24 protein-coding genes and 1 riboswitch are annotated in these 22,476 nt (G+C 68.3%); of the genes, 10 read left to right on the plus strand and 14 right to left on the minus strand.

The annotated features are described in order from the left end of the window. Positions 1-270 precede the first annotated feature (270 nt). The 4 genes from AW270_RS30560 to AW270_RS30575 all read right to left on the minus strand — a co-directional run bounded on the left by AW270_RS30560 (position 271) and on the right by AW270_RS30575 (position 3,120). Entirely contained in the window at positions 271-471 is a 201-nt protein-coding gene (locus tag AW270_RS30560; RefSeq protein ID WP_030452168.1) for a cold-shock protein, read from the minus strand. Positions 472-806: 335 nt separating this feature from the next. Then, complete coding sequence (locus tag AW270_RS30565; protein ID WP_061299587.1) at positions 807-1,082, minus strand: MoaD/ThiS family protein; 276 nt, start codon at positions 1,080-1,082, stop codon at positions 807-809. Positions 1,083-1,105: 23 nt separating this feature from the next. Further along, positions 1,106-2,350, minus strand: a complete 1,245-nt coding sequence (gene thrC, locus AW270_RS30570) for a threonine synthase (RefSeq protein WP_245674927.1) — start codon at positions 2,348-2,350, stop codon at positions 1,106-1,108. Between the two features lie 14 nt (positions 2,351-2,364). After that, positions 2,365-2,503, minus strand: a riboswitch (SAM riboswitch). A 56-nt stretch (positions 2,504-2,559) separates the two neighbouring features. Further along, positions 2,560-3,120, minus strand: a complete 561-nt coding sequence (locus AW270_RS30575; RefSeq protein ID WP_061299589.1) for an RNA polymerase sigma factor — start codon at positions 3,118-3,120, stop codon at positions 2,560-2,562. Between the two features lie 96 nt (positions 3,121-3,216). On the opposite strand from AW270_RS30575, the gene AW270_RS30580 reads away from it, so the two are divergent. Together AW270_RS30580 and AW270_RS30585 are read left to right on the plus strand one after the other, a co-directional pair. Then, a complete protein-coding gene (locus tag AW270_RS30580; RefSeq protein ID WP_082801946.1) occupies positions 3,217-4,641 on the plus strand; it encodes an alpha,alpha-trehalose-phosphate synthase (UDP-forming) in 1,425 nt (474 codons plus the stop codon). A 47-nt stretch (positions 4,642-4,688) separates the two neighbouring features. After that, on the plus strand, positions 4,689-5,843 hold the full coding sequence (locus AW270_RS30585; RefSeq protein ID WP_061299591.1) for an MFS transporter: 1,155 nt from the start codon (positions 4,689-4,691) through the stop codon (positions 5,841-5,843). Here AW270_RS30585 and AW270_RS30590 read toward each other — a convergent pair. After that, entirely contained in the window at positions 5,821-6,414 is a 594-nt protein-coding gene (locus AW270_RS30590) for a hypothetical protein (protein WP_157522843.1), read from the minus strand. The two genes, AW270_RS30585 and AW270_RS30590, sit on opposite strands and share 23 nt — an antisense overlap. A 168-nt stretch (positions 6,415-6,582) precedes the next feature. Here AW270_RS30590 and AW270_RS30595 point away from each other — a divergent pair, with 168 nt between their 5' ends. Then, positions 6,583-7,827, plus strand: a complete 1,245-nt coding sequence (locus AW270_RS30595) for an RNA-guided endonuclease InsQ/TnpB family protein (protein WP_063819396.1) — start codon at positions 6,583-6,585, stop codon at positions 7,825-7,827. On the opposite strand, the gene otsB is transcribed toward AW270_RS30595, so the two are convergent. Continuing rightward, the gene (gene otsB, locus AW270_RS30600; RefSeq protein ID WP_061299593.1) at positions 7,799-8,620 is read right to left on the minus strand and encodes a trehalose-phosphatase; all 822 of its coding nucleotides are present in this window, start codon (positions 8,618-8,620) and stop codon (positions 7,799-7,801) included. The genes AW270_RS30595 and otsB overlap by 29 nt on opposite strands. Positions 8,621-8,691: 71 nt before the next feature. Then, positions 8,692-8,940 carry a DUF3263 domain-containing protein gene (locus tag AW270_RS30605; protein ID WP_439649088.1) on the minus strand — a complete coding sequence of 83 codons (249 nt, stop codon included), beginning with the start codon at positions 8,938-8,940 and terminating at the stop codon, positions 8,692-8,694. Between the two features lie 46 nt (positions 8,941-8,986). Here AW270_RS30605 and AW270_RS30610 point away from each other — a divergent pair, with 46 nt between their 5' ends. From AW270_RS30610 to AW270_RS30620, 3 genes are all read left to right on the plus strand, one after another. Next, positions 8,987-9,799 (plus strand): SAM hydrolase/SAM-dependent halogenase family protein, encoded by an 813-nt coding sequence (locus AW270_RS30610; protein ID WP_245674928.1) that lies wholly within the window; start codon positions 8,987-8,989, stop codon positions 9,797-9,799. 67 nt (positions 9,800-9,866) lie between these two features. Beyond that, positions 9,867-10,988, plus strand: a complete 1,122-nt coding sequence (locus AW270_RS30615) for a S8 family serine peptidase (protein WP_157522846.1) — start codon at positions 9,867-9,869, stop codon at positions 10,986-10,988. A gap of 139 nt (positions 10,989-11,127) precedes the next feature. Next, complete coding sequence (locus tag AW270_RS30620; protein WP_061299596.1) at positions 11,128-11,451, plus strand: hypothetical protein; 324 nt, start codon at positions 11,128-11,130, stop codon at positions 11,449-11,451. Positions 11,452-11,528: 77 nt separating this feature from the next. Here the strand turns inward: AW270_RS30620 and AW270_RS30625 are convergent, their stop codons facing one another. The 5 genes from AW270_RS30625 to AW270_RS30645 form a co-directional block, all read right to left on the minus strand. Beyond that, positions 11,529-12,545, minus strand: coding sequence for an ABC transporter ATP-binding protein (locus AW270_RS30625; RefSeq protein ID WP_061299597.1), 1,017 nt, complete (start codon positions 12,543-12,545; stop codon positions 11,529-11,531). Continuing rightward, positions 12,529-13,575: an ABC transporter ATP-binding protein gene (locus tag AW270_RS30630; protein WP_061299598.1), complete on the minus strand. Its 1,047-nt coding sequence runs from the start codon at positions 13,573-13,575 to the stop codon at positions 12,529-12,531. The genes AW270_RS30625 and AW270_RS30630 overlap by 17 nt, the downstream gene beginning before the upstream one ends. A 12-nt stretch (positions 13,576-13,587) precedes the next feature. Then, positions 13,588-14,505: an ABC transporter permease gene (locus tag AW270_RS30635; protein WP_061299599.1), complete on the minus strand. Its 918-nt coding sequence runs from the start codon at positions 14,503-14,505 to the stop codon at positions 13,588-13,590. Beyond that, positions 14,498-15,439: an ABC transporter permease gene (locus AW270_RS30640; RefSeq protein ID WP_061299600.1), complete on the minus strand. Its 942-nt coding sequence runs from the start codon at positions 15,437-15,439 to the stop codon at positions 14,498-14,500. The genes AW270_RS30635 and AW270_RS30640 overlap by 8 nt, the downstream gene beginning before the upstream one ends. Before the next feature lie 115 nt (positions 15,440-15,554). Further along, positions 15,555-17,222 (minus strand): peptide ABC transporter substrate-binding protein, encoded by a 1,668-nt coding sequence (locus AW270_RS30645; RefSeq protein ID WP_061299601.1) that lies wholly within the window; start codon positions 17,220-17,222, stop codon positions 15,555-15,557. A gap of 475 nt (positions 17,223-17,697) precedes the next feature. Between AW270_RS30645 and AW270_RS30650 the strand changes: the two genes are divergently transcribed. The 4 genes from AW270_RS30650 to AW270_RS30665 all read left to right on the plus strand — a co-directional run bounded on the left by AW270_RS30650 (position 17,698) and on the right by AW270_RS30665 (position 20,270). After that, positions 17,698-18,609, plus strand: coding sequence for an ABC transporter permease (locus AW270_RS30650; protein WP_061299602.1), 912 nt, complete (start codon positions 17,698-17,700; stop codon positions 18,607-18,609). Between the two features lie 16 nt (positions 18,610-18,625). Next, the gene (locus AW270_RS30655) at positions 18,626-19,432 is read left to right on the plus strand and encodes an ABC transporter ATP-binding protein (protein WP_082801947.1); all 807 of its coding nucleotides are present in this window, start codon (positions 18,626-18,628) and stop codon (positions 19,430-19,432) included. Between the two features lie 56 nt (positions 19,433-19,488). Continuing rightward, a complete protein-coding gene (locus AW270_RS30660) occupies positions 19,489-20,025 on the plus strand; it encodes a YbhB/YbcL family Raf kinase inhibitor-like protein (protein WP_061299603.1) in 537 nt (178 codons plus the stop codon). A 77-nt stretch (positions 20,026-20,102) separates the two neighbouring features. Next, a complete protein-coding gene (locus tag AW270_RS30665) occupies positions 20,103-20,270 on the plus strand; it encodes a hypothetical protein (protein WP_245674930.1) in 168 nt (55 codons plus the stop codon). A gap of 92 nt (positions 20,271-20,362) precedes the next feature. Here AW270_RS30665 and AW270_RS30670 read toward each other — a convergent pair whose 3' ends face one another. Continuing rightward, a complete protein-coding gene (locus AW270_RS30670; protein ID WP_157522849.1) occupies positions 20,363-20,797 on the minus strand; it encodes a hypothetical protein in 435 nt (144 codons plus the stop codon). Between the two features lie 268 nt (positions 20,798-21,065). Then, entirely contained in the window at positions 21,066-22,379 is a 1,314-nt protein-coding gene (locus AW270_RS30675) for a KamA family radical SAM protein (RefSeq protein ID WP_061299606.1), read from the minus strand. Positions 22,380-22,476: the final 97 nt, after the last annotated feature.

Raw genomic sequence — 22,476 nt, forward strand, 5'->3', positions numbered from 1 at the left:
AGGGTGGCTTCTAAAAGAGGACCGAGCCGACGCCCGCGACGGCAAGGCCCTGCATACCCTTAGGCAGGCCCCATCGCCTCGATCCGTATGGTTGGCACTCCCGGCCGGGGAGTGCCAAGCAACTGTTTAGCACTCTCCCCCGGCGAGTGCAAGCCGACGGCCGGGCGACCGGCCTCCACCAGCGGGGACAGAAGAAGAGCCCGGTCCGCAGGCTGCGGACCGGGCTCCACGTCGTTGGGGGTCGTGGGGGTTGATTACTGCAGATAGGGATCAGACGGTCCGGACAGCCTCCGCCTGCGGGCCCTTCTGTCCCTGGGTGATGTCGAACTCGACACGCTGGCCCTGCTCCAGGGCCTTGTAGCCGTCCATCATGATTGCCGAGTAATGGACGAAAACGTCCTTACCACCGTCTACCGCGATGAAGCCGTAGCCCTTGTCCGCGTTAAACCATTTGACGGTGCCCTGCGCCACTTTCCGACTCCTCTTGCTGGGCCTGGCGACGGACCCGCCCATTCCACCGCTGGTCCGTGACCTTTCGAGCCGGAACACTGATGTTCTCCCCGGCTACGTCGATCGTTCTCGACCATACACATGGCAAGGCGTGGGACAACAGAGTCAATCGACCCCTGACTTGTAGTCGTTCGCCCAAAGCGAGAGGGCTTCTTTTTCGGTTAGAGATTGGTTGGTTGAGAATTGCACCATATGCCATGGCACTCATTAAGCTTCGATAACGATAGAAGTGCAGGTAAACATAGAAACACCCACGCACTGTAGGAGTACGTGGGTGCGGGAAAGGCTGCGGAAGGTCACCCTCCGGCTACGGCGGGGATCACCGAAATCTGTACTCCGTCAGGGGTGGGAGTGTCCAAACCTTCGGAGAATCGGACGTCCTCTTCTCCGACGTAGACGTTGACAAAACGCCGGACCTTGCCCGATTCGTCGAGGATCCTGGCCCCGATCCCCGGGTAGTCGGCGTCGAGTTTGGCGAAGACCTCGCGCAGCGTCGCGCCCTCGCCGACGACCTCCGAGGCACCCCCGGTGTACGTCCGCAGAATCGTCGGAATGCGCACAGATACACTCATTGTTAACCCTTCTCGACGAACAGTTAGTTGGCGAAAGCCGTGCGGAAGGCGTCCAGCGAGGGCCGGATGACCGCCGAGGGGCGGGCCTCCGCCTGCACGGCGTCGAGGGTCTTGAGCCCCTCGCCCGTGTTGAGGACCACCGTGGTGGCGTCGGGGTCGATGACCCCGGCCTCCGTGAGCTTGCGCAGCACGCCCACCGTCACGCCCCCGGCGGTCTCGGCGAACACGCCCTCGGTGCGGGCCAGCAGCCGGATCGCGGCGACGATCTCGGGGTCGGTGACGTCCTCCACGGCCCCGCCGGTCCGCCGGGCGATGTCGAGCACGTAGGGCCCGTCGGCCGGGTTGCCGATGGCCAGCGACTTGGCGATCGTGTCCGGCTTCACCGGGCGGACGACGTCGTGCCCGGCCTTGTAGGCGGCCGACACCGGGGAGCAGCCCTCGGCCTGCGCCCCGAAGATCTTGTAGGGGGTGTCCTCGACCAGGCCGAGCGCGATGAGCTCCTTGAAGCCCTTGTCGATCTTGGTGAGCTGGGAGCCCGAGGCGATCGGGATGATGATCTGCTCGGGGATCCGCCAGCCGAGCTGCTCGGCGATCTCGTAGGCCAGGGTCTTGGAGCCCTCGGCGTAGTAGGGCCGCAGGTTCACGTTGACGAAGCCCCACTTCTCGCCCAGCGGGTCGCCGATGAGCTCGGAGCAGAAGCGGTTGACCTCGTCGTAGGAGCCCTCGATGCCGACGAGCCTGCCGCCGTACACGCTGGCGACGACGATCTTGGCCTCTTCGAGGTTCGACGGGATGAACACGCACGAGTCGAGCCCGGCCCGCGCGGCGGCCGCGCCGACGGCGCCGGCCAGGTTCCCGGTCGAGGAGCAGGAAAGGGTTGTGAACCCGAAGTTACGGGCCGCCTCAACGGCGATCGACACCACGCGGTCCTTGAACGAGTGGGTCGGGTTGCCGGAGTCGTCCTTCACGTAGAGCTCGCGGAGGCCGAGCTCGGCGCCGAGGTTCCCGGCGCGGTGGAGCTTGGTCCAGCCGGGCTGGAGGTTGGGCTTGTCGGCGACGTTCGCCGGCACGGGCAGCAGGGCCCGGTAACGCCAGATGTTGGCCGGACCGGCGGCGATGTCCTCGCGGCTGACGGTCCCGAAGTCGTACGCCACCTCAAGTGGCCCGAAACAGTCCTGACAGGCGAAGATCGGACCGAGGTCGTAACGGGCGCCGCACTCCCGGCAGGAGAGGGCGACGGCGGGTCCGAAGTCGTGCTGAAGCGCCATGAAGCGAGGCCTTTCCCTCATCTTCGCCTGCGACCGCCTTGATCACAGGCCGGAATTGGCACCTGTTCCGACCGGCCTCGCCCCGTGGCGAGATGAGTCGGAATGGTTGCCGGGGCTTCGCAGGGCCGGTCCCTCCACCCCTCTGGATGAGCAATATTCAGTTGTCCACAAAACTGTACCTCGGGTGGCTCAGAGTCCGAATCGGCGTCTCATCTACCGAGATATCCGTCTCCGAGGGAGGCCTGGATGTGCTTCCTGGCCTGGTGGATGCGGCTCTTGGCGGTGCCGAGCGGGATGCCGAGCTGCGCGGCGATGTCGGAGTAGTCGAGCTGGACGATGTCGCAGAGCACCAGCGCGCGGGCCAGGTCGGGCTTCTCGGCCTCCAGCGCCTCGATCGCGTCGAGCAGGTCGAGCCGGGCGCCGGCGATCACGCTGACCCGGTGGGGGTCGGGCCGCTGCTCGGCCAGGTCGTCGCTCGACTGCTCGGCCGAGCGGCGCTTGAGGGTGCGGTAGGTGGTGCGGGCGCAGTTGGCGGTCACGATGTGGAGCCAGGTGGAGAACCGCGAGCGGCCCTCGAAGCGGCCGATGTTGCGGGCCACCGCGAGCAGGGTGTCCTGACAGGCCTCTTCGGCGTCCTGGCGGTAGGGAAGCAGGCGTTCGCAGTGGCGCAGCACGTCGGGCTCGACACGGCGCAGCAGCTCGCCGAGGGCGACGTGGTCGCCGGTCGCGGCGGTGCGGGCCAGTTCCTCGGTGGTCTCGTCAAGCGGCATTGACTGCCCCGATTCTTCGGCGGCCGGGGGTTTCCTGACATCCTATTGTCGACGACGTCTTTTCTTAGTCCTCCGGCCATCTGGGGTGTGCCCACCGTGAGTTCAACGCTGATCGCCTCCAATCGCGGCCCCGTCTCGTTCATCCTCTCGGACGACGGCGCGCTGACGATGCGGAGAGGCGGCGGCGGTCTGGTGTCCGGTTTGTCAGAAGTGGCCGGTGGTGAAGACCACCTCTGGGTGTGCGCCGCGCTCACCGACGGCGACCGCAGCGCCGTCCGGGTGGCGCCCGAGGGCCGCATCGACCGCGCGGGTTACGACACCGGGCCGGTACGCATGCTCGACATCCCCCCGGCCGTCTTCCACCGGGCCTACAACGCGGTCGCCAACTCCACCCTGTGGTTCGTCGGCCACCTGCTCTACAACACCGCGTTCGCGCCCACCTTCGACACCCGGTTCCAGCGCGAGTGGGAGTCCTACCGCGAGTACAACGGCGCGTTCGCGCTGGCCCTGGCCGAAGAGGCGGCCCACGGCGCCAAGGTGCTGATCCAGGACTACCACCTGACGCTGGCCCCGGCGATGCTCCGGGTCGACCGGCCCGACCTGCGGGTGGCCCACTTCTCCCACACCCCGTGGGCGCCGCCCGAATACTTCGCGGTGCTGCCCGACGCGATCGCGGCCGAGATCCTCCAGGGCGTGCTGGGGGCCGACCACGCCGGGTTCCTGACCGATCGGTGGGCCGCCGCGTTCATGGACTGCTGCGAGGCGGTGCTCGGCGCGCGGGTCGACCGGGCGGCCAGGACGGTGGAGTTCGAGGGCCGCGTCACCCGCATCGGCGTCCACGCGCTGGGCGTCGACGGCGACGCGCTGCTGGCCAGGGCCGCCGAGCCCGACGTCGAGTCGCACATGCAGGCGATCAAGGAGCAGGTGGGCGACCGGCGGCTGATCGTCCGCATCGACCGGACCGAGCTGTCCAAGAACATCGTGCGCGGCATGCTCGCCTACCGCGAGTTCCTGGCCGAGCATCCCGAGTGGCACGGCAAGGTCGTGCACCTCGCCTTCGCCTATCCCTCCCGCCACGACCTGCCCGAATACCGCGAATACACGGCGGCCGTGCAGCGCTGCGCCAAGGAGATCGAAGACGAGTACGCCACCGACGACTGGGATCCCCTGATCCTCAACATGCAGGACGACTATCCGCGCTCGCTGGCCGCCTACCGGATGGCCGACGTGCTGCTGGTGAACCCGATCCGCGACGGCATGAACCTGGTCGCCAAAGAGGGGCCGATCCTGTCGCCCCGGTGCGCGCTGGTGCTCTCGCGGGAGGCGGGGGCGGCGGCCGAGCTCGGCGCCGACTCGCTTCTGGTCAACCCCTACGACGTCTCCGGCACCGCCGCCGCCCTGTATGAGGGCCTGGTCATGTCCGACAAGGAGCGGGCCGAACGCTGCGTCCGGCTGCGCCGCGCGGCCACCGCGATGCCGCCCCAGCGCTGGTTCGCCGACCAGTTGGCCGCCTTGTCCTAACGATGTACGGTTTCCCCGTATATCTATCAATATCGGGGGAAATGCCGGTGTCGACGCCCGCCATCACTTTCACGCGCGACCGGCCCACCTGGTTCGTCTACCTGATGCTGGCGACCTTCGCCACCTACCTCTACGGACTGTCCTCCGCGCTGCCCACCCTGCGCGCCGAACTCGGCGTCAGCCAGGCGGTCGCCGGTCTCCACGGCACCGGCATGGCCGTCGGCAGCATCCTCACCGGCCTGTCGATGCCCTGGCTGACCAGGCGTCACGGCCGCCGGTTCGCCGTCTGGCTGGGGATCGCCGGCATGAACGCCGGCATGGTGCTGGTGGGCTTCGGCCCCACCCTTCCTTTCACACTGGCCGGCTACAGCATCGCCGGCGGCTTCGCCGCCATCGCCCTGTACGTCTCCATGGCCGCCCTCAGCGACCACCACGGCGCGGCCGGACCGGCGTCGATCAGCGAGGCCAACGCCGTCGGCGTGCTCGCGGGCATCCCGGCCACCTACGGCTTCAGCGTGCTGGCCGAGTCGGTGCTGGGATGGCGGGCCGCCATGTTCATCCCCGTCGCGCTCACCGCCGTGCTGGTGTTCGCGATGGGCCGGGTCTGGTTCCCCGAGGTCCCGGCCGGGCGGTCCGTCACCCGGGAGCGCAGGCCGTTCGGGTGGCGGTTCCACTTCGCGGGCGCGGTGCTGCTCTGCTGCGTGGCGGTGGAGTTCGTCTTCAACCTCTGGGCCGCCGAGCTGTTCTCCCAGCGGACCGGGCTCTCGCTGGCCGAGGCGGCCACCGGACTGACCGCGATGCTCGCGGGCATCGCCGCCGGGCGCTTCGCCGGCGCGGCGCTCACCCTGCGCTATCCGGTCTGGCAGGTCTTCCTCGGCACCATGGCCGTCACGCTGGCCGGCTGGGCCGTCTTCTGGTCGACGACCGCCGTGGTGGTCGGCTACGTCGGCCTGGCGGTCAGCGGCGCCGGGATCGGCATGCTGTTCCCCCTGGGCCTGAGCCGGATGATCGAGACCTCGGGCGGGCGGCCCGACCAGGCCGGGGGGATCGCGTCGGTGTGGGCGGGGGTGGGCTCGGGCACCGGGCCCTTCGTGCTCGGCGCGCTGGGTGACGCCTTCGGCACCCACGCGGCCTTCCTGCTGGCCCCCGCGCTGCTCGGCCTCGCGGCCGGCGGCCTGCTCAGTTCCAGGTCGAGTTTCTGAGGACGGTCGCCAGGCCCGGCGTCTTCCACTGGTCGACGACGAGGATCTTCGACTGCGGCAGGTACCACTCGCGCTGGGTGTAGGAGCCCGCGTAGTCGTACTTGGGCGGGCCGTACATGCAACTGCCGGTCCATTCGCGGTAGTGGGCGTTGTGGCCGGGGCCGACCGGCTTGTAGCCCTTGACGACCGGCTTGGTCCTGAACGACCGCATCCACAGCTTCTTGTCGTAGACGCAGGGGCCGACGTCGGTCGCCGGGCTGTAGGGGCGGCTCGGCTCGTAGGCGTTGAAGGTCTCGTGGCCGACCCTGATGGCGGCCGGGCCGAACACCCAGAAGCTGCGGCACCCGGAGTCGCGGAAACCGAAGTTCCTGGTGCCCGCCGTGGGGCAGGCGCCGGTGACCACGCGCACGTAATCGGGGGCGGTCCGGTAGACCTTCCAGGTCTTGGGGATCTTGATCGTGAGGCCGTTGCGCAGGTGGACCGACTTCGTGCCTTGAGCGGCGGCCGGGGTGGAGACGAGCCCGACCAGCGCGAGACCGGCGGCGGCCACAGCCAGGGTTCTGGAGATCATGGCGCAGACGCTACCGAAATGCGCCAGTGCTCCGGCCTCCCGACTAGTTCCAATATCTCGTGCCGGATCTTGGTCGCACGGACCAGTAGGCGCGTGCGGAATGAGATACGTGACTATGGTTGCGAGATTCTCCGTGTTCGGCCATGAACCCTCCGTTACGATCGGCAAGTGCAGTTGAGATACAACTACCGGATGTATCCAGACGCCCAACAGCGAGTTGCGCTGGCTCACGCGTTCGGGTGCGCCCGCGTGGTGTTCAACGACGCACTGCGCACGAGACAGGAGGCCCGAGAGCAGGGCTTGCCGTACATCTCGGACGGCGACTTGTCCAAGCAGGTCATCACGCGAGCGAAGGCGACACCGGAGCGCGCATGGCTGGGCCAGGTGTCAGCGGTGATCCTTCAGCAGGCGCTCGCTGATCTGAACATGGCCTACCGGAACTTCTTCGCTTCCATGGTCGGTATCCGCAAAGGACCGAAGGTCGCCTCGCCCAAATTCCGGTCGAAGAAGGACGCCCGGCAGGCAGTGCGGTTCACGAAGAACGCCCGGTTCACAGTCACCGAGTCGGGCCGACTGCGGTTACCGAAGATCGGGGATGTTCCGGTTCGCTGGTCGCGGTCTCTACCGTCGGAGCCGTCGTCGGTGACGGTGATCAAAGACTCGGCGGGTCGGTATTTCGCGTCGTTCGTGGTCGATGCCGCTGACCGGCCGTTGCCGGAGACGGACTCTGAGATCGGTATCGATCTCGGATTGACGCACTTTGCGGTAACCTCGGATGGCCGGAAGGTCAGTAACCCGCGCATCCTGCGGCGGGCGGCCAGGAAGCTCCGCAAGGCGAACAAGGCCTTGAGCCGCAAGCAGAACGCCTCCGCGAACCGCGCCAAGGCCAAGCTGAAGGTCGCCAAAGCCTACGCGAAGATGACTGACACACGCCGCGACTGGGCGCACAAATTGTCCACCACCTTGATCCGTGAAAACCAAACGGTCTACGTGGAGGACCTCGCCGTGTCAGGCCTGGCTCGCACCAAGCTGGCAACGAGCGTTCACGACGCCGGGTGGTCGCAATTCACGGCCATGCTGGAGTACAAGGCCGCCCGGTATGGCCGCCACTTCGCCCGGATCGACCGCTGGTTCCCCAGCTCGAAACTGTGCTCGACGTGCGGGACCATCGCCACCTCAATGCCGCTCGCCTCCCGGTCGTGGATGTGCGGATGCGGTGTCACCCACGACCGAGACATCAACGCCGCCATCAACATCCTCGCCGCCGGGCAGGCGGAGAGACGAAACGACTGTGGAGCGCGACCAGGACCGGGACATGTCCCGGCACCGCGCGAAGAAGCAGTAACCCGCCGGAAGTCGCATGTGCGGCAGGCCGGAATGGATGTCAATGCTCCCGGCTTGCGATCGACTTGAGGAGCTGTTCGAGGAACGCGACCACGCCGTCGGGCCCGTCGACCACGACGTCGGCCTGCTCGGCCAGCGCCGTCACCTCGGCCGAGCCGGAGCAGACCCGGACGCCCGGGATGTTCACCGAGGCCACCGCCTCGAACGCGGCCAGGTCGCCCAGGTCGTCGCCGATGAACATGACCGAACGCGCGCGCTCGGCGATGAGCAGTTCCTTGAGCGCCTTGCCCTTGTCGACGCCGGGACCGCGCAGCTCCAGGACCTTGCGGCCGGGCTCGACGACCAGGCCGTTGTCGGCGGCCAGCTCCACCAGCGGCACCCGCAGCGCCTCCAGCGCGGCGTCGGGGTCGGGGCAACTGCGCGTGTGGACGGCCAGCGCGCGCCCCTTGTCCTCGATCGTGACGCCCTCGTGGCCCGCCAGCAGGCCGGGCAGCGCGGCGCGGATCTTCGCCAGGCCTGCGGGCGGCGGCGGCGAGGTGATCTCCCCGCCCTCCCAGCGCTCGATGCCGTACTGACCGAGGATGACCAGGCCGGGGACCTCGACGAGGTCGGGACCCTCGGGGGTGTCGCCCAGGGCCAGCGCGGTGCCGGGCGGACGGCCGGTGACGACCGCGATGCGGCGGACCACCTCGGCCAGCCGGATCAGCGCGGCGGGGGCGTCGGGGTGGATCCAGGCGGCCGACGGGTCGGTGACGATCGGCGAGAGGGTGCCGTCGAAGTCGAGGCCGATGACCGCCCCGCCCGGGTCGTTCACGATCGCCTCGAGGCCGGCCCGGCCCCCGTCGGTCCGGACGTCCGGCATATCCCCCACGGCACTGTTCCTTTCGTCGCGCGACGGTCACTCTGTCAATCGCAGGTTAACGCGGAGTGAACTCAGCCCGGCCGTCCACGTCCGCGCCGGCGCGCGTCCCGGCGTTCGCGCAGACGGTTGACGAGGGCGGGGTTCTCGGCCAATGCCTCGGGGCGGTCGACCAGGCCGGCGAGCACCTGGTAGTAGCGGGTGGTGGACATGCCGAAGGTGTCCTTGATCGCCTGTTCCTTCGCGCCCGGGTGGCGCCACCAGCCGCCCTCGAACTCGAGGATGGCCTTGTCTTGAGGGGAGAGACCGTCCACACGGGACATGCTAACTGTCGCCATTTCTCGGGAAGGCAACGTAATGTCACCAGGTGTGACGCCTGTTATCACTCTCCTGACCGACTACGGTCTCGAAGACGGTTTCGTGGCCGCGTGTCACGGCGTTATCGCCGGCATCGCCCCCGAGGCCCGGATCATCGACGTCGGCCATCTCGTCCCGGCGGGTGACGTGCGGCGCGGGGCCGCGATTCTCGCCCAGACGATCCCCTACCTTCCCCGTGGTGTGCACATCGCGGTGGTCGACCCGTCGGTCGGGTCGAGCACCCGCAGGGCGGTCGCGATCGAGGCGGGCGGGCGGGTGTTCGTGGGGCCCGACAACGGGGTGCTCTCGTGGGCCGTGCACGCCGTCGGCGGCGCGACCGGAGCCTACGAGCTGACCAACGAGGACGTCTGGCTCAAGCCGGTGTCCCGGACCTTCCACGGGCGTGACATCTTCTGCCCGGTCGCCGCTCACGTGGTGGCGGGCCGCGAGCTCGGCGAACTCGGCACCGCGCTGCCGCTGCGCGAGCTGGTGACGCTGCCCGAGCCGACCTCCCGGCTGCGTGACGGGGCGTGCGAGGGCGAGGTGCTCTCGGTCGACCGCCACGGCAACGTCCAGCTCTCCATCACCGCCGCCGACCTGGGCTTCCTGGGTGTACGCGACGGCGACACCCTGGCCGTCTGGCTGGGCCGCCGCCAGCTGGCCGTCCCCTATCGCGACACCTTCGCCGCCGTTCCCCCCGGCGACCTGGTGGCCTTCACCGACTCCGCCGGGCTGGTGGCCGTGGCCGTCAACGCCGGCGACGCCGCCCAGCGACTGGGGTTGCCGCCGGGCGCCCACGTACGCCTCTCCCCCGCCCGGACATAACGCACTGTATTTGAATGTTCACGGAAAGGTCAGATCAGAGGGCGTGAGCGTGCCAGAATAGGCCGCCGTGACCTCTGTGGCATCCCGGTTGCTCCTGGTCTGCATGGCCGCCGGGCTGATCCTGCCTGCCCCCGCTCGCGCCGATGAGCCGGGGGCGGTGGCCCGGGAGCGGCAGTGGCCGCTGGAGGTCATGGGCGTTCCGGCCGCGTGGAAGCTGAGCCGGGGCGAGGGCGTCACGGTGGCCGTCCTCGACACCGGCGTCGACGCCCGCCACCCCGACCTGGCCGGAGCCGTCGTCGAGGGTCCCGACCTCACGGGGGCCGGGACCACCCACGCCGGACACCACGGCACCGCCATGGCCGGCCTGATCGCCGGGCGGGGCCACGGCCCCGGCGGCGAGCTCGGGGTGGTCGGGGTGGCGCCACGCGCGCGGGTGCTGTCGATCCGGGTGACCCTGGAGGCCGACGACCCGGCCCGCACCGACCCCCACGTCGCGGCGCGGGTCCGGGGCGCGGTCGCCCGGGGCATCCGGTGGGCCGTCGACCACGGCGCCGAGGTGATCAGCATGTCCCTGGGCGGCAGCGACGGCAGCTACCGGGGCAGCGCCGACGAGGCCGCCGCGGTCCGCTACGCCCTGACGAAGGGGGTGGTGCTGGTGGCCTCGTCCGGCAACGACGGCGCGGGCGCCAACCGGCGCAACTTCCCGGCCGCCTATCCGGGGGTGATCGCGGTCGGCGCGGTCGACGCCCGGCTCGACCCCGCGCCCTTCTCCAACCGGCAGAGCTACGTGTCGGTGAGCGCCCCCGGCACCGGCATCGTCAGCACCGACGCCCACGGGTCCTATGTGGTCGGCGACGGCACGAGCTCGGCCGCCGCGTTCGTGGCGGGGATCGCCGCCCTCGTCAAGGCCCGCCATCCGGGCATCGGCGTCAGCGACGTGCGGCTGGCCATCTTGCAGGGCGCCACCCGCCGGGACGATCCCGACGGGACCAGGGCGGGCGTCGGGGTGGCCCACGCGCGGCGGGCCCTACTGGTGGCCGGTGCGCCCCGACGGGTGGTGATGGCGGCGCGGCCCCGGCAGGCGATCTTCGGAGGGGTGTCGGAATCTACCCTTTCGGGGCCTTTGATCTGGGCTGCCCTGTTGTTGCTTGTCGCCGCGTTGGTGGCAACCGTGGCGCTTCGCGCCTGAGCATTGCGGCTTCCTTGCCGCTCCCTGACCGGATGAGGGGTCCTCCCCTTACGAAAGACCGGGTAGACATGTCTTCGACTACACAGAGTAGTCATCCGCGTGCTCAGCCGCCCGGACCCACCTCAGGGGAGAGATACATATGATCCGCCGAATCGTCGTCACCTCGGCCGCTGCTGGTCTCGTCGTCGTCGCCCCCGCCAGCATGGCGCACGCCGACACGCCCGTCACCAACCTGCTCAACACGCAGTGCGTGTCGTCGCCCGAGCACCTCACCGGCCTCCCCGTGCTGGCCACCCTGCTCTCGCCGGTCTGCGGCCTGGTCAAGAGCCTGCCCGGCCTCGTCGGCCAGGTCGTCGGCGGCGCCACCAACGGCCTCCCGCTGCCGTCGCTGCCGTCCGTCCCGGGCGTCAGCACCGGCACCGTCACCGGCCTGCTGCCGGTCAACGCCGTGTCGGTTCGCTAGTTCTCATGCACCACATGTGAAAGGCCCCCGCCTGGATCCAGCGGGGGCCTTTCCCTTTGTCACACTCAGTAACCGAGCTATGAAGCGTGCACCACGTCGTGGACCTCCGCGAAGTGGCAGGCGCTCTCGTGGTCCGTACCGGGACGGATCTGGAGAAGCGGCTCCTCGACGGCGCAGATCTCCTGCGCCTTCCAGCACCGGGTCCGGAACCGGCAGCCCGACGGCGGGTTCGCCGGCGACGGCGGGTCGCCCTGCAGAATGATCCGCTCCCGCGTCTCCCGGCCCTCGGGGTCGGGCACCGGCACCGCCGACAGCAGCGCCTGGGTGTACGGGTGGCTCGGCCGGTCGTAGATCTCGGTGTCCTTGCCGATCTCGACGATCTTCCCGAGATACATCACCGCCACGCGGTCGGAGATGTGCCGCACCACCGACAGGTCGTGCGCGATGAAGATGTACGCCAGCCCGAACTCGTTCTGCAGCCGCTCCAGCAGGTTGATGACCTGGGCCTGGATCGACACGTCGAGCGCGGAGACCGGCTCGTCGCAGACGATGATCTCCGGCTGGAGGGCCAGCCCGCGGGCGATGCCGATGCGCTGCCGCTGACCACCGGAGAACTGGTGGGGGTAGCGGTTGATGTGGTCGGGGTTGAGACCCACGACCTCCAGCAGCTCCTGCACCTTCCGCCGCCGGTCGCCCTTGGGGGCCACCTCGGTGTGGATCTCGTAGGGCTCCCCGATGATGTCGCCGACCGTCATGCGCGGGTTCAGCGACGTGTACGGGTCCTGCATCACCATCTGGATGTTCCGGCGGAACTTCTTCAGGTTGCTGCCCTTGTGGACGTCCACCATCTCGCCGTTGACCTTCACCGACCCGGAGGTCGGCTTCTCCAGCGCCATCAGGAGCTTGGCCAGCGTCGACTTGCCGCAGCCCGACTCGCCGACCACGCCGAGGGTCTCGCCGCGGTGCAGGTCGAAGCTGACGCCGTCGACGGCCTTGATCGCGCCCACCTGGCGCTTCAGCACGATCCCCTGCGTCAGCGGGAAGTGCTTGACCAGGTCGCGGACCTCGAGGATGGGCTCACCCTGCGGTGCCATCGAGGACCTCCCTCCAGTAGTGGCACGCGCTGCTGCGCGTGCCGCTGATCTCGTGCAGCGGCGGGACGTCGGTCACGCAGTTGTCCTGCCGGAACGGGCAGCGGGGGTGGAAGGCGCAACCCGTCGGCATGTCGAGCAGGTTGGGCGGCAGGCCCTTGATGGCGTACAGCTCCTGGCCCTTCATGTCGACCCGGGGGATCGAGTCGAGCAGGCCCTTGGTGTACGGGTGCGCGGCGTTGCGGTAGATGTCGTGCACCGGGGCGTTCTCGACGATGCGGCCGCCGTACATGACCGCGATCTTGTCCGCGACGTCGGCGACGACGCCGAGGTCGTGGGTGATCAGGATCAGGCCCATGTTGCTCTCGCGCTGGAGTTCGGCGAGCAGCTCCATGATCTGGGCCTGCACGGTGACGTCCAGCGCGGTCGTCGGCTCGTCGGCGATGAGCAGGTCGGGGTCCAGCGCGATCGACATCGCGATCATGATGCGCTGGCGCATGCCGCCGGAGAACTGGTGCGGGTAGTCGTTGACGCGCTGCTTGGCGGCCGGGATGCGGACCCGGTCCATCAGCTCGACGGCCTTGGCGTAGGACGCCTTCTTCGACATGCCCTTGTGCACGCGGAACATCTCGGCGATCTGCCAGCCCACGGTGAAGACCGGGTTGAGCGCCGAGAGCGCGTCCTGGAAGATCATCGCGATCTGCTGGCCGCGGATCTGGCTGCGCTGGCTCTCCGACAGCTGGAGGAGGTCGGTCCCCCGGAAGCGGATCTCACCCTTGGGGATGCGCGCCGGCGGCATGTCGAGGATGCCCATGATCGCCTGGGCGGTGACCGACTTGCCGGAGCCCGACTCGCCCAGCACCGCGAGGGTCTCCCCGGCGTTGAGCGCGTAGGACACGCCGTTGACCGCGCGGACGACGCCCGCGCGGGTGCCGAACTCGACGTGCAGGTTGTCGACCGCGAGCAGCGGCTCGGTGCCGATCGTGCCGCTGTCGGCCGGAAGCAGATGCGTGTCGACGGACGGGTTCTTCACTGACCACCCCTCCTATCGAAGCTTCGGGTCGAGAGCGTCGCGGACGGCGTCGCCGAGCATGACGAACGCCAGCACCGTGATGCTGAGGAACAGGGCCGGGAACAGCAGTGCCTCAGGAGCCTGCAGGAACCGGTTGCGCGCGTCGGCGATCATCAGGCCCCACGAGATGTCGGGCGACTGGATGCCGACGCCGAGGAACGACAGCGCGGCCTCGGCGGCGATGAAGACGCCCATGTTCATGGTCGCCACCACGATCACCGGAGCGAGCGCGTTGGGCAGGATGTGCCGCCCCATGATCCGGCCGGGACCCGCGCCGAGCGCCCTCGCCGCGATGACGTAGTCCTGGCTCTTGGACGACATGACCGCCGCCCGCATGATGCGCAGCACCATCGGCCAGGCCAGCACCGACAGCGCCAGCACGACGGTCCAGATGCCCGCGTTCTCGCGGCCGACGACCGCGAGGATCAGCAGCGCGCCCAGGGTCGAGGGGATCGCGAAGAAGACCTCGGCCAGGCGGGACAGGATCGTGTCGGTCCAGCGGCCGTAGAAACCGGCCAGCAGGCCGAGCAGACCGCCCAGGAGCGTGGTCACCAGGGTGGAGAACACGCCCACCATGATCGAGATCCGGGCGCCGTAGATGACCCGGGAGTAGGTGTCGCAGCCCAGGTTGTCGGTGCCGAACGGGTGGGCCGCGCTCACGCCCTGGCGGGCGATGCTCAGGTCGCACGTGCTCGAATCAAATGCGTTGACCGAAGAGAACAGACCCGGAATGATCGACATGACCACGAGGATCGCGATCAAGACGGCGGCGATGATGAAGACCTTGCTCCGCCGCAGGTCATACCACGCGTCCGACCACAGGCTCGCCGGCTTCTTCTGCTTCGGCGGCTTCTCCGATTTCGGCTTCTGCTCGGTGAGTGTGTCACTCATAGCGGATCCTGGGGTCGAGGACGGCGTACAGCAGGTCGACGATGAGGTTGGCGGCGATGAAGATCAGCACCAGTACCGTCACGATGCCGACCACCACCGAGTTCTCCGACAGGTAGACCGAGTCGAAGAGCTGCCGGCCGATGCCGTTGAGGTTGAAGATGGTCTCGGTGATCACCGCGCCGCTCATCAGGGTGCCGAGGTCGGCGCCGAGATAGGTGACCAGCGGGATCAGCGAGTTGCGCAGGGCGTGTCTGCCCAGGACTCTTCGCCGGGGCATGCCCTTGGCGATCGCCGTCCGGACGTAGTCGGCGCGCAGTGTCTCCATCAGGCTGGTGCGCGTCAGCCGCGTCAGGTACGCGATCGACGTCCCGGCCAGCACCAGGCCCGGCAGCAGGTAGCTGCGCCAGCCCTCAGACGTGCCCGCGACGGGGAAGAAGTCGATGCCCGTGGAGGTCTTGAGCTGCACGCCCAGCAGAAGCTGGAGCACGAAGCCGCTGACCAGCGTCGGGACCGACACCAGCAGGAGCGTGAAGGCCAGGATCGCGGTGTCGGCGGCCTTGCCGCGGCGCAGCGCGGCGATCAGGCCGAGGCCGATGCCGACGATCGCCTCGATGACCAGGGCCATGAGGGCCAGGTTGAGGGTGACCTGGAACTTGCCTTCGAAAATGGTGGACACCGGCAGGCCGCGGAAGGTCATTCCGAAGTCTCCGGTGAAGATGCCCTGCACGTAGTAGCCGTACTGGACGATCAGAGGGTCATCTAGGTGGAACATCTCGCGCATCGTGGCCCGGAACACCGGGTCGACCGCCCGGTCGCCGGCGAGGGCCTGGATGGGGTCGCCCGGCAGGGCGTAGACGAGCGCGAAGATGAGAAACGTGGTGCCAAGCAGCACAGGGATCGCCTGAAGCAGGCGCCTGACGACATAGCGGCCCATTCGGTCTCCCGATCATGACGAAGGGCAGCCCCACTGCAACCAATCGGGCTGCCCCAAGAGTGAGGGTCCATCCCGGGCGGCTCAAGGGGTCGGGCCGCCCGGGTTGGATGCCGTCTTAGGCCTTCTCGACGTTGACGAGCTCGATGCGCTCGAACGGGTCGATCTTGACGTTCTTGACGTGAGGCGAGATGGCTGCGTTCGTCTGGTAGAAGTACACCGGGATGTAGGGCAGTTCCTTCAGCAGGATGTCGTCGGCGGCCTGGTAGGCGGCGATGCCCTCCTCGACCGTGGGAGCCGAGTCACCCTTCTTGATCAGCTCTTCGAACTCCTTGTTGTTGAAGCCCGAGTAGTTGGAGCTGGCGCTCGCCGCGAAGATCGGCTTGAGGTAGTTCTCGGGCGACGGGTAGTCCATGATCCAGGCCATCCGGAAGAGGCCCTTCCACTTGTCGTCACCCAGGTCGTCGAGGATGGTGGCGAACTTCTCGACCGGCTTCGGCTCGACGGTGGCGCCGAGGTTGGTGCGGAGGTTGTTCGCGACGGCCTCGATCCACTCCTTGTGGCCACCGTCGGCGTTGTAGCCCAGCTCGATCGCGCCGGCGGAGGCGCCGCCGTTGGAGTCCCACAGCTCCTTGGCCTTCACCGGGTCGTAGGTGCAGGCCTCGCCGCAGGCGCCCTGACGGTAACCGGCGACGACGGGGGAGATGAAGTCGTCGGCCGGCACACGGGTGCCGGAGAAGACCTGCTCGGTGATGGTCTTGCGGTCGATGGCCATCGAGATGGCCTTGCGCAGCTCGGCCTTCTTGGCGTAGTCGGCGCCGACCTTCGTCGGGAAGCCGAGGTAGCCGATGCCCGAGGAGGGCTGCTCGATGTAGCGGTCGCCCAGCTCGGCCTTCGCGGAGGCGATGACCTCGGCGGGGAGCTGGTCCATGATGTCGAGGTTGCCGGCCTGCAGGTCGCGGTACGCGGTGTTCAGGTCGGTGTAGATCTTGAAGTCGACGGCCTCGATCTTGGCCTTGGCCTCGGCGTAGTCGTCGTTGCGCACCATCGAGATGGTGGTGTCGACGCCGCGCTTCCAGGGCTTGGCCATCTTGAAGGGGCCGTTGCCGATGGGCGACTCGCCGTAGGCGGCGGTGACCTTGCCGTCGGGGCCGAAGGCGGCCTTGGGCATCGGGTAGAAGGCGGTGTAACCCAGCATCGTCGGGAAGCCCGAGAAGGGGTTGGCCAGCTGGACCGTGAAGGTCAGCGGGTCGACGACCTTCAGACCGGAGAGAGTGGTCGCGGTGGCCGCGGGGGCCGCCTGCGGGCCGTCGCCGTCAGGGTCGGCCGGGTTCATCTCGGCGTAGCCGGCGATCGAACCCATGAAGTAGTTGGCCTCGTACGCGTTGGCGCCGTTGGCGGTGTAGTTCCAGGAGTCCACGAAGCTCTGGGCGTCGACGGGGGTGCCGTCGTGGAACTTGTAGCCGTCCTTGAGCTTGATCGTCCAGTTGGTCTGGTCTTCCGACGTGATGGACTCGGCGATCTGGTTGATCGGCTTCTTGTCCGCGTCGTAGTTCACCAGGCCGATGAACAGGGCGTTGAGCACTTCCGCGCCGCTGGTCTCCGCGGTGTTGCCGGGGACGAGCTCGTGCTGCGGCTCTGCGATCTCAACGGTGACCGGTGCCGCGGCGGCACCAGCGCCACCCGTGGCAGGGTCGGTGGCCTCGCCGCCGCCGCCACAGGCGGCCACGGCGAGCGCCAGCACGGCCGTGCCGGCGATGATCTGTGCGCCCTTGAGTACGCGCATAGTGAGTAGATCCTCCCTCAAAGGATGGGCGTTGGCGCTGAGCTGCGATATGACCAGGTCGGCACCCCCGCTGTCCCTTGTGGGGACCCCGGATTTGCAGACACGGTCAAACGAGCTGACGCCCTGCCAGTCGTCCGCGAGCATCCCTCACCACACACCGCAGTGTTGTCTCTGCTGCGTTGCAGTTCGGTCACACGTGCGTCAGTCGGGCGTCACACGCATACCAAGAAGGTCGCCGCAAACCTCTCAACCTGGTTTAAAGACCCCATAAAGGTACACATGTCTCGACGCTGGTGGTGCCACGGTACGGCCTTTGCGGGACTGAACGTGGCGTTGTCCCCATATCAGGACCTGGTGGGCTACCTTTGACCAAGCCGTGGCAGCCCGCCGCCGGCGGCCTCACCCGACCTCGCGAGGAGCCTACGCATGACCATCGCAGGCGCCTCGTTCATCTGCATCCAATAGAGTCCTTGCCATGAGCCAGCCGGATTCCGCCGTCGCGGACGCGCAGGGCGGCGCAGCGACGGAATCGCTGGCCGCGCTCGCCAAACGCCACGGTCTCCGTCGCGCGATCGCCCGCCCGAGCCTGCCCTACTACGTCGGTCAGCTCTGGGCCCGTCGGCATTTCGTGCTCAAGTACGCGACGTCACGCAACGTCTCCAAATACAGCCAGTCGATGCTGGGCCAGCTCTGGCAGCTCCTGACCCCGCTTCTGAACGCGGGCGTCTACTACCTGATGTTCGGCGTGATCCTCGATCAGAAGAAGGACATCGGCAACTACACGGCCTTCCTGATCACCGGCGTCTTCATCTTCACCTTCACCCAGCGGACGGTGAGCGGCGGCGCCAAGTCGATCTCGAACAACCTGTCGCTGATCCGGGCGCTCCACTTCCCCCGGGCCGCGCTGCCGCTGGCCTACGCGGTGCAGGAACTCCAGCAGCTCATGTGGTCGATGCTGGTCCTCATCGGGATCGTCATCCTCACCGGCGAGCCGGTCACCACCATGTGGCTGTTCATCCCGATCGCGCTGCTGCTCCAGCTCACCTTCAACATCGGGGCGAGCCTGTTCATGGCCCGCGTGGGCGCCTTCGCCCGCGACATGAACCAGTTGCTCCCGTTCATCATGCGGACCTGGCTCTACGCCTCCGGCGTCTTCTTCAGCATCCCCGACCGGGTCGCCGACCTGCCGGAGTCCCTGGCGTTCGTGCAGTACATCATGGAGCTCAACCCGGCCGCCGCGTACATCGAACTCATGCGCGACCTGCTGATCTATGACCACCCCGCACCGCAATGGGCCTGGACCACTGCCATATTCTGGGCCGTGTTCGCCCTTGTCATCGGATTCTGGTACTTCTGGCGCGCCGAGGAGAGGTACGGACGTGGCTGAGGCGAAGCCGATGGCGATGGAAAGGGTGTGGCCGTTGACCGCCGAAGAGCAGGAGGCACGCACCAAGTCGTCCGCCACCGGCACCCCGACCGTCATCGTCGACGACCTCAACATCATCTACAAGGTCTGGGGCGCCGCCTCCGAGGAGGAGAAGGGCAACGCCGCCACGGCCCTGCTGCGGCTGCTGCGGCGTCAGGGCCGCCCCCAGATGCGCGAGGTCCACGCCGTGAAGGGTGTCTCGTTCGTGGCCCGCCACGGCGACGCGATCGGCATCATCGGCCGCAACGGCTCGGGCAAGTCGACCCTGCTGCGCGCCATCGCGGGCCTGCTCCCGCCGGCCTCGGGCGCCGTCTACACCGACGGCCAGCCCTCGCTCCTGGGCGTGAACGCCGCCCTGATGAAGGAGCTCACCGGCGAGCGCAACATCACCCTCGGGTGCTACGCGATGGGCATGACCCCCGCCGAGGTCCGCGCCAAGTACGACGAGATCGTCGACTTTTCGGGCATCGGGGAGTTCGTCCAGTTCCCCATGTCCACCTACTCGTCCGGCATGGGCGCCCGGCTCCGGTTCGCCATCGCGTCGGCCAAGGTCCACGACGTGCTGCTGATCGACGAGGCGCTGGCCACCGGCGACCGCGAGTTCCGCAAGCGCTCCCAGAAGCGCATCATGCAGATGCGCGAGTCGGCCGGCACCGTCTTCCTGGTCGCCCACAACCTCGACGTCATCGAGGAGACCTGCAACCGGGTCATCTGGCTCCACAAGGGCAAGATCAAGATGGACGGCGACCCGGCCGAGGTGATCAGCGCCTACAACAAGGCGTGAGTGGTAGAGGATGGGCCGATAGGAAGATCACGACCCATCCCGAGCGGAGAGCGGCCATGCCGACGCCACCACCGATTCCCTACGACCACCTGCCGGAGGTCCCGGCGCTGACCGTCGAGACCTCCGGGCTGTCCGACGGCCAGACCATGTCGACCCGCCACGTCTTCAACGACTGGGGCTTCTCCGGCGAGAACGTCTCCCCGGCCCTGTCCTGGTCGGGCGCCCCCGAGGGCACGCTGAGCTACGCGGTCACCTGTTTCGACCCCGACGCCCCCACCGGCAGCGGCTTCTGGCACTGGCTCCTGTTCGACATCCCGGCCTCGGTCACCGAGCTCCCCGAGGGCGCCGGCAACGGCCCCGGCTTCGCCGGGCTGCCCGAGGGCGCGAGCCACGCCAGGAACGACTACGGCACCAAGGAGTACGGCGGCGCCGCCCCGCCTCCCGGCTGGCCGCACCGCTACCTGTTCGCCGTCCACGCCCTCGACGTGGACAAGCTCGGCGTCGACCCCGACGCCAACCCGGCCGTGATCGGCTTCAACATCACCGCCCACACCCTCGCGCGCGGATTCGTCGCACCCGTGTACGAAAGCTGATGCCGCTGCGCCCGGTGTTCCACTATGATTCGAACGGGGATTCGATCTAAGGAACGCCGATGCCATGGGAGGGCGGGATGAGTGAGCTGGTGACGGCCATCGATCATCTGGCCGACGAAGACCCTTCTGAGCTTTCCCCTGCCCTGCTCACCGAGCAGCTCATCGAACTGCACTGGCAGATGGCCAGATTGCAGGCACAGATCGCCCGGCGCACCTCGGTGCGTCCCTGGGCCTCCAACAACTGAAAAACGGCCGGTGCCCGATCAGGGCACCGGCCGTTTTCCGTGTCAGATGAGCGGAAACGTTGACTTGGCCACGCCAACGTGTCCGTGGGGAACTACCTGCGCGTACCGGCGACGATGTTGTTGACGGCGTTCGACAGGCCCTGGGCGGCCAGGCCGACCTGGGTGGCCGAACCGGTCAGGTTCTTGGCGGCGCCGCTGAGCTGGTCGGCGGTGCCGGTGATCTCGCCGGTCGCGCCGGTGACGGCCGACAGCGCCGGCTTGAGCTCGCCCGAGACGTCGTTGGGCGTGGCGGTCATGGGGACGACCTGCACGCGCTCGCTCCAGCTCGCGGCCGGGGCGGCCGGGGCGGCGGGCGCCGCGGGCGCGACACCGGGGACGGCGCCCGCGAGGCCGGTGAGCTGTCCGCCGATCGGCAGCGTGTCGAGCAGGTCGGAGATCGGGTCGCTCGCGGCCTGGGCGGGCGCGGCGAACATCGCTGCGACACCGAAGGTCGCGACGACGATGGCTGCCTTGATCATTCGCTTCATGTAAATGCCTCCTGAGTCCCGTCCCAGGTCAGGGAACGGGAACCGAGAACCCCCGCGTAACCGGCGCGGGTTCGCGCCGGCCGATTGGCTAGGCCGAATTTCTATCACCACGAGAAACGGCCCGGTGACCGGGAGTCACAACGCCGGCGGGCTGGAGGGTGCCCGACTTGGCGGCACATGCTGCGAATTCACATCCGGCCCGGGAGAAAGGCACGGTAAACGCGGCGCCCGGGCCGGGAGGAATTGTTTTCCGTCCCTTGGGATGGGGTCAGGCCGCGAGGGGGGCCTGCGGCTCGAAGGGGAAACGGTCGGCGAACGCCGGACGCAGATCGGTGAGCCAGACCGCCTCGGGGTCGTACCGGGCGAAGAAGGGACGCCCGACCAGGCCGGGGTCGCGGGCCTGGATGAAGTGCAGCACGAACACGCGCCGCCCGTTGATCTCGGTCACGCCGTCGACGCAGACCTTGCCGGGGGTGGCCGACATCGAGGGCCCCCTGACCGTCCGGCAGAGACCGGAGACCTGGGCATAGGCGTCCCGGAAGGTCTCGTACGCCTCGGCGAGCGGCACCGCGAAGTAGTCCTGCGGACCGGTGTCCCGCTCGACGAACATGTAATAGGGCACCATGCCCATCGAGTTCTGCCGGCGCCACATGTGGGCCCAGGTCGCGGCGTCGTCGTTGATCGTGCGGATGAGGGGCGCCTGGGTCCGGACCGTCGCGCCGGTGTCCAGGATGCGCCGCACGGCCGAGCCGACCGCCTGCGGTTCGAGCTCCCGGGGATGGGAGAAGTGCGCCATGAAGGCGAGGTTCTTGCCCGACCTCACGACCTGCTCGAACAGCTTGAGGGTGTCGTCGGCGTCCGGGTCGGTGACGAACCGGCCGGGCCAGTAGGCCAGCGACTTGGTGCCGATGCGGATCGAGTCGATCTGCGGGAGGTCGAGCAGCGGCTCGACGTAGCGGCGCAGCACCGGCTCCCCCATGATCATGGGGTCGCCGCCGGTGAACAGGACCGAGGTGACCTCGGGGTGGCGGCGGATGTAGCCGACGAGGGCGTCGACGTCGCCGGAGGCGAACTTCAGGTCGGGCTCGCCGATGAACTGGGCCCAGCGGAAGCAGTAGGTGCAGTAGGCGTGGCACGTCTGCCCCTGCTTGGGGAAGAACAGCACGGTCTCGGGGTACTTGTGCTGCATCCCCGGCACCGGCTCGTCGCCGATCTTCGGCACGTTCAGGTCGAGCTGCCCGGCTGGATGGGGGTTGAGGCCCATCCGCACCTCGTTCGCGGCGGCGGTGAGCTCCTTGAGCGGGGCCTCGGCCCTCAGGAGGTTCGCCAGACGGGACACGTCCGCTTCGGGCAGCATGTCCTCCTGAGGAAAGACGAGCCGGTAGATCGGATCGTCGGGAACCGCGGACCAGTCGATCAGCTCGTCGACGACGTAGGCGTTCGTGCGGAACGGCAGCACCGTCGCCACCGCGCGGGCGCGGAGCCGCGCCTCGTCGCCGAATCCGGCCCGGTCGCGCAGCAGGTCGTCGAGATGCTTCGTGGTGTATGCCCGAAAGCCGCGGGTGCCCTCATTAATGATCACTCGGCCTTCCCTTCTCGGTAGAAATTCCGATCTCGTGTAAACCAAGGAGGCCTGTCAGGCGTCTGGGGACCTCTATACCGGTATCGGGCCGTCCCGA

The sequence above is a fragment of the Herbidospora cretacea genome, from assembly GCF_001570605.1.
In the GTDB taxonomy this organism is placed as follows: domain Bacteria; phylum Actinomycetota; class Actinomycetes; order Streptosporangiales; family Streptosporangiaceae; genus Herbidospora; species Herbidospora cretacea.

Coding starts and splice junctions, on each gene's coding strand:
- AW270_RS30590 (WP_157522843.1), bottom strand. CDS start 6,414: ATGATCTCCAGAACCCTGGCTGTGGCCGCCGCCGGTCTCGCGCTGGTC.
- AW270_RS30640 (WP_061299600.1), bottom strand. CDS start 15,439: ATGGGCCGCTATGTCGTCAGGCGCCTGCTTCAGGCGATCCCTGTGCTG.
- AW270_RS30635 (WP_061299599.1), bottom strand. CDS start 14,505: ATGAGTGACACACTCACCGAGCAGAAGCCGAAATCGGAGAAGCCGCCG.
- AW270_RS30605 (WP_439649088.1), bottom strand. CDS start 8,940: ATGTCCCGTGTGGACGGTCTCTCCCCTCAAGACAAGGCCATCCTCGAG.
- AW270_RS30625 (WP_061299597.1), bottom strand. CDS start 12,545: ATGGCACCGCAGGGTGAGCCCATCCTCGAGGTCCGCGACCTGGTCAAG.
- AW270_RS30620 (WP_061299596.1), top strand. CDS start 11,128: ATGATCCGCCGAATCGTCGTCACCTCGGCCGCTGCTGGTCTCGTCGTC.
- AW270_RS30575 (WP_061299589.1), bottom strand. CDS start 3,120: ATGCCGCTTGACGAGACCACCGAGGAACTGGCCCGCACCGCCGCGACC.
- AW270_RS30665 (WP_245674930.1), top strand. CDS start 20,103: ATGAGTGAGCTGGTGACGGCCATCGATCATCTGGCCGACGAAGACCCT.
- AW270_RS30655 (WP_082801947.1), top strand. CDS start 18,626: ATGGAAAGGGTGTGGCCGTTGACCGCCGAAGAGCAGGAGGCACGCACC.
- AW270_RS30670 (WP_157522849.1), bottom strand. CDS start 20,797: ATGAAGCGAATGATCAAGGCAGCCATCGTCGTCGCGACCTTCGGTGTC.
- AW270_RS30645 (WP_061299601.1), bottom strand. CDS start 17,222: ATGCGCGTACTCAAGGGCGCACAGATCATCGCCGGCACGGCCGTGCTG.
- otsB (WP_061299593.1), bottom strand. CDS start 8,620: ATGCCGGACGTCCGGACCGACGGGGGCCGGGCCGGCCTCGAGGCGATC.
- AW270_RS30565 (WP_061299587.1), bottom strand. CDS start 1,082: ATGAGTGTATCTGTGCGCATTCCGACGATTCTGCGGACGTACACCGGG.
- AW270_RS30650 (WP_061299602.1), top strand. CDS start 17,698: ATGAGCCAGCCGGATTCCGCCGTCGCGGACGCGCAGGGCGGCGCAGCG.
- thrC (WP_245674927.1), bottom strand. CDS start 2,350: ATGGCGCTTCAGCACGACTTCGGACCCGCCGTCGCCCTCTCCTGCCGG.
- AW270_RS30660 (WP_061299603.1), top strand. CDS start 19,489: ATGCCGACGCCACCACCGATTCCCTACGACCACCTGCCGGAGGTCCCG.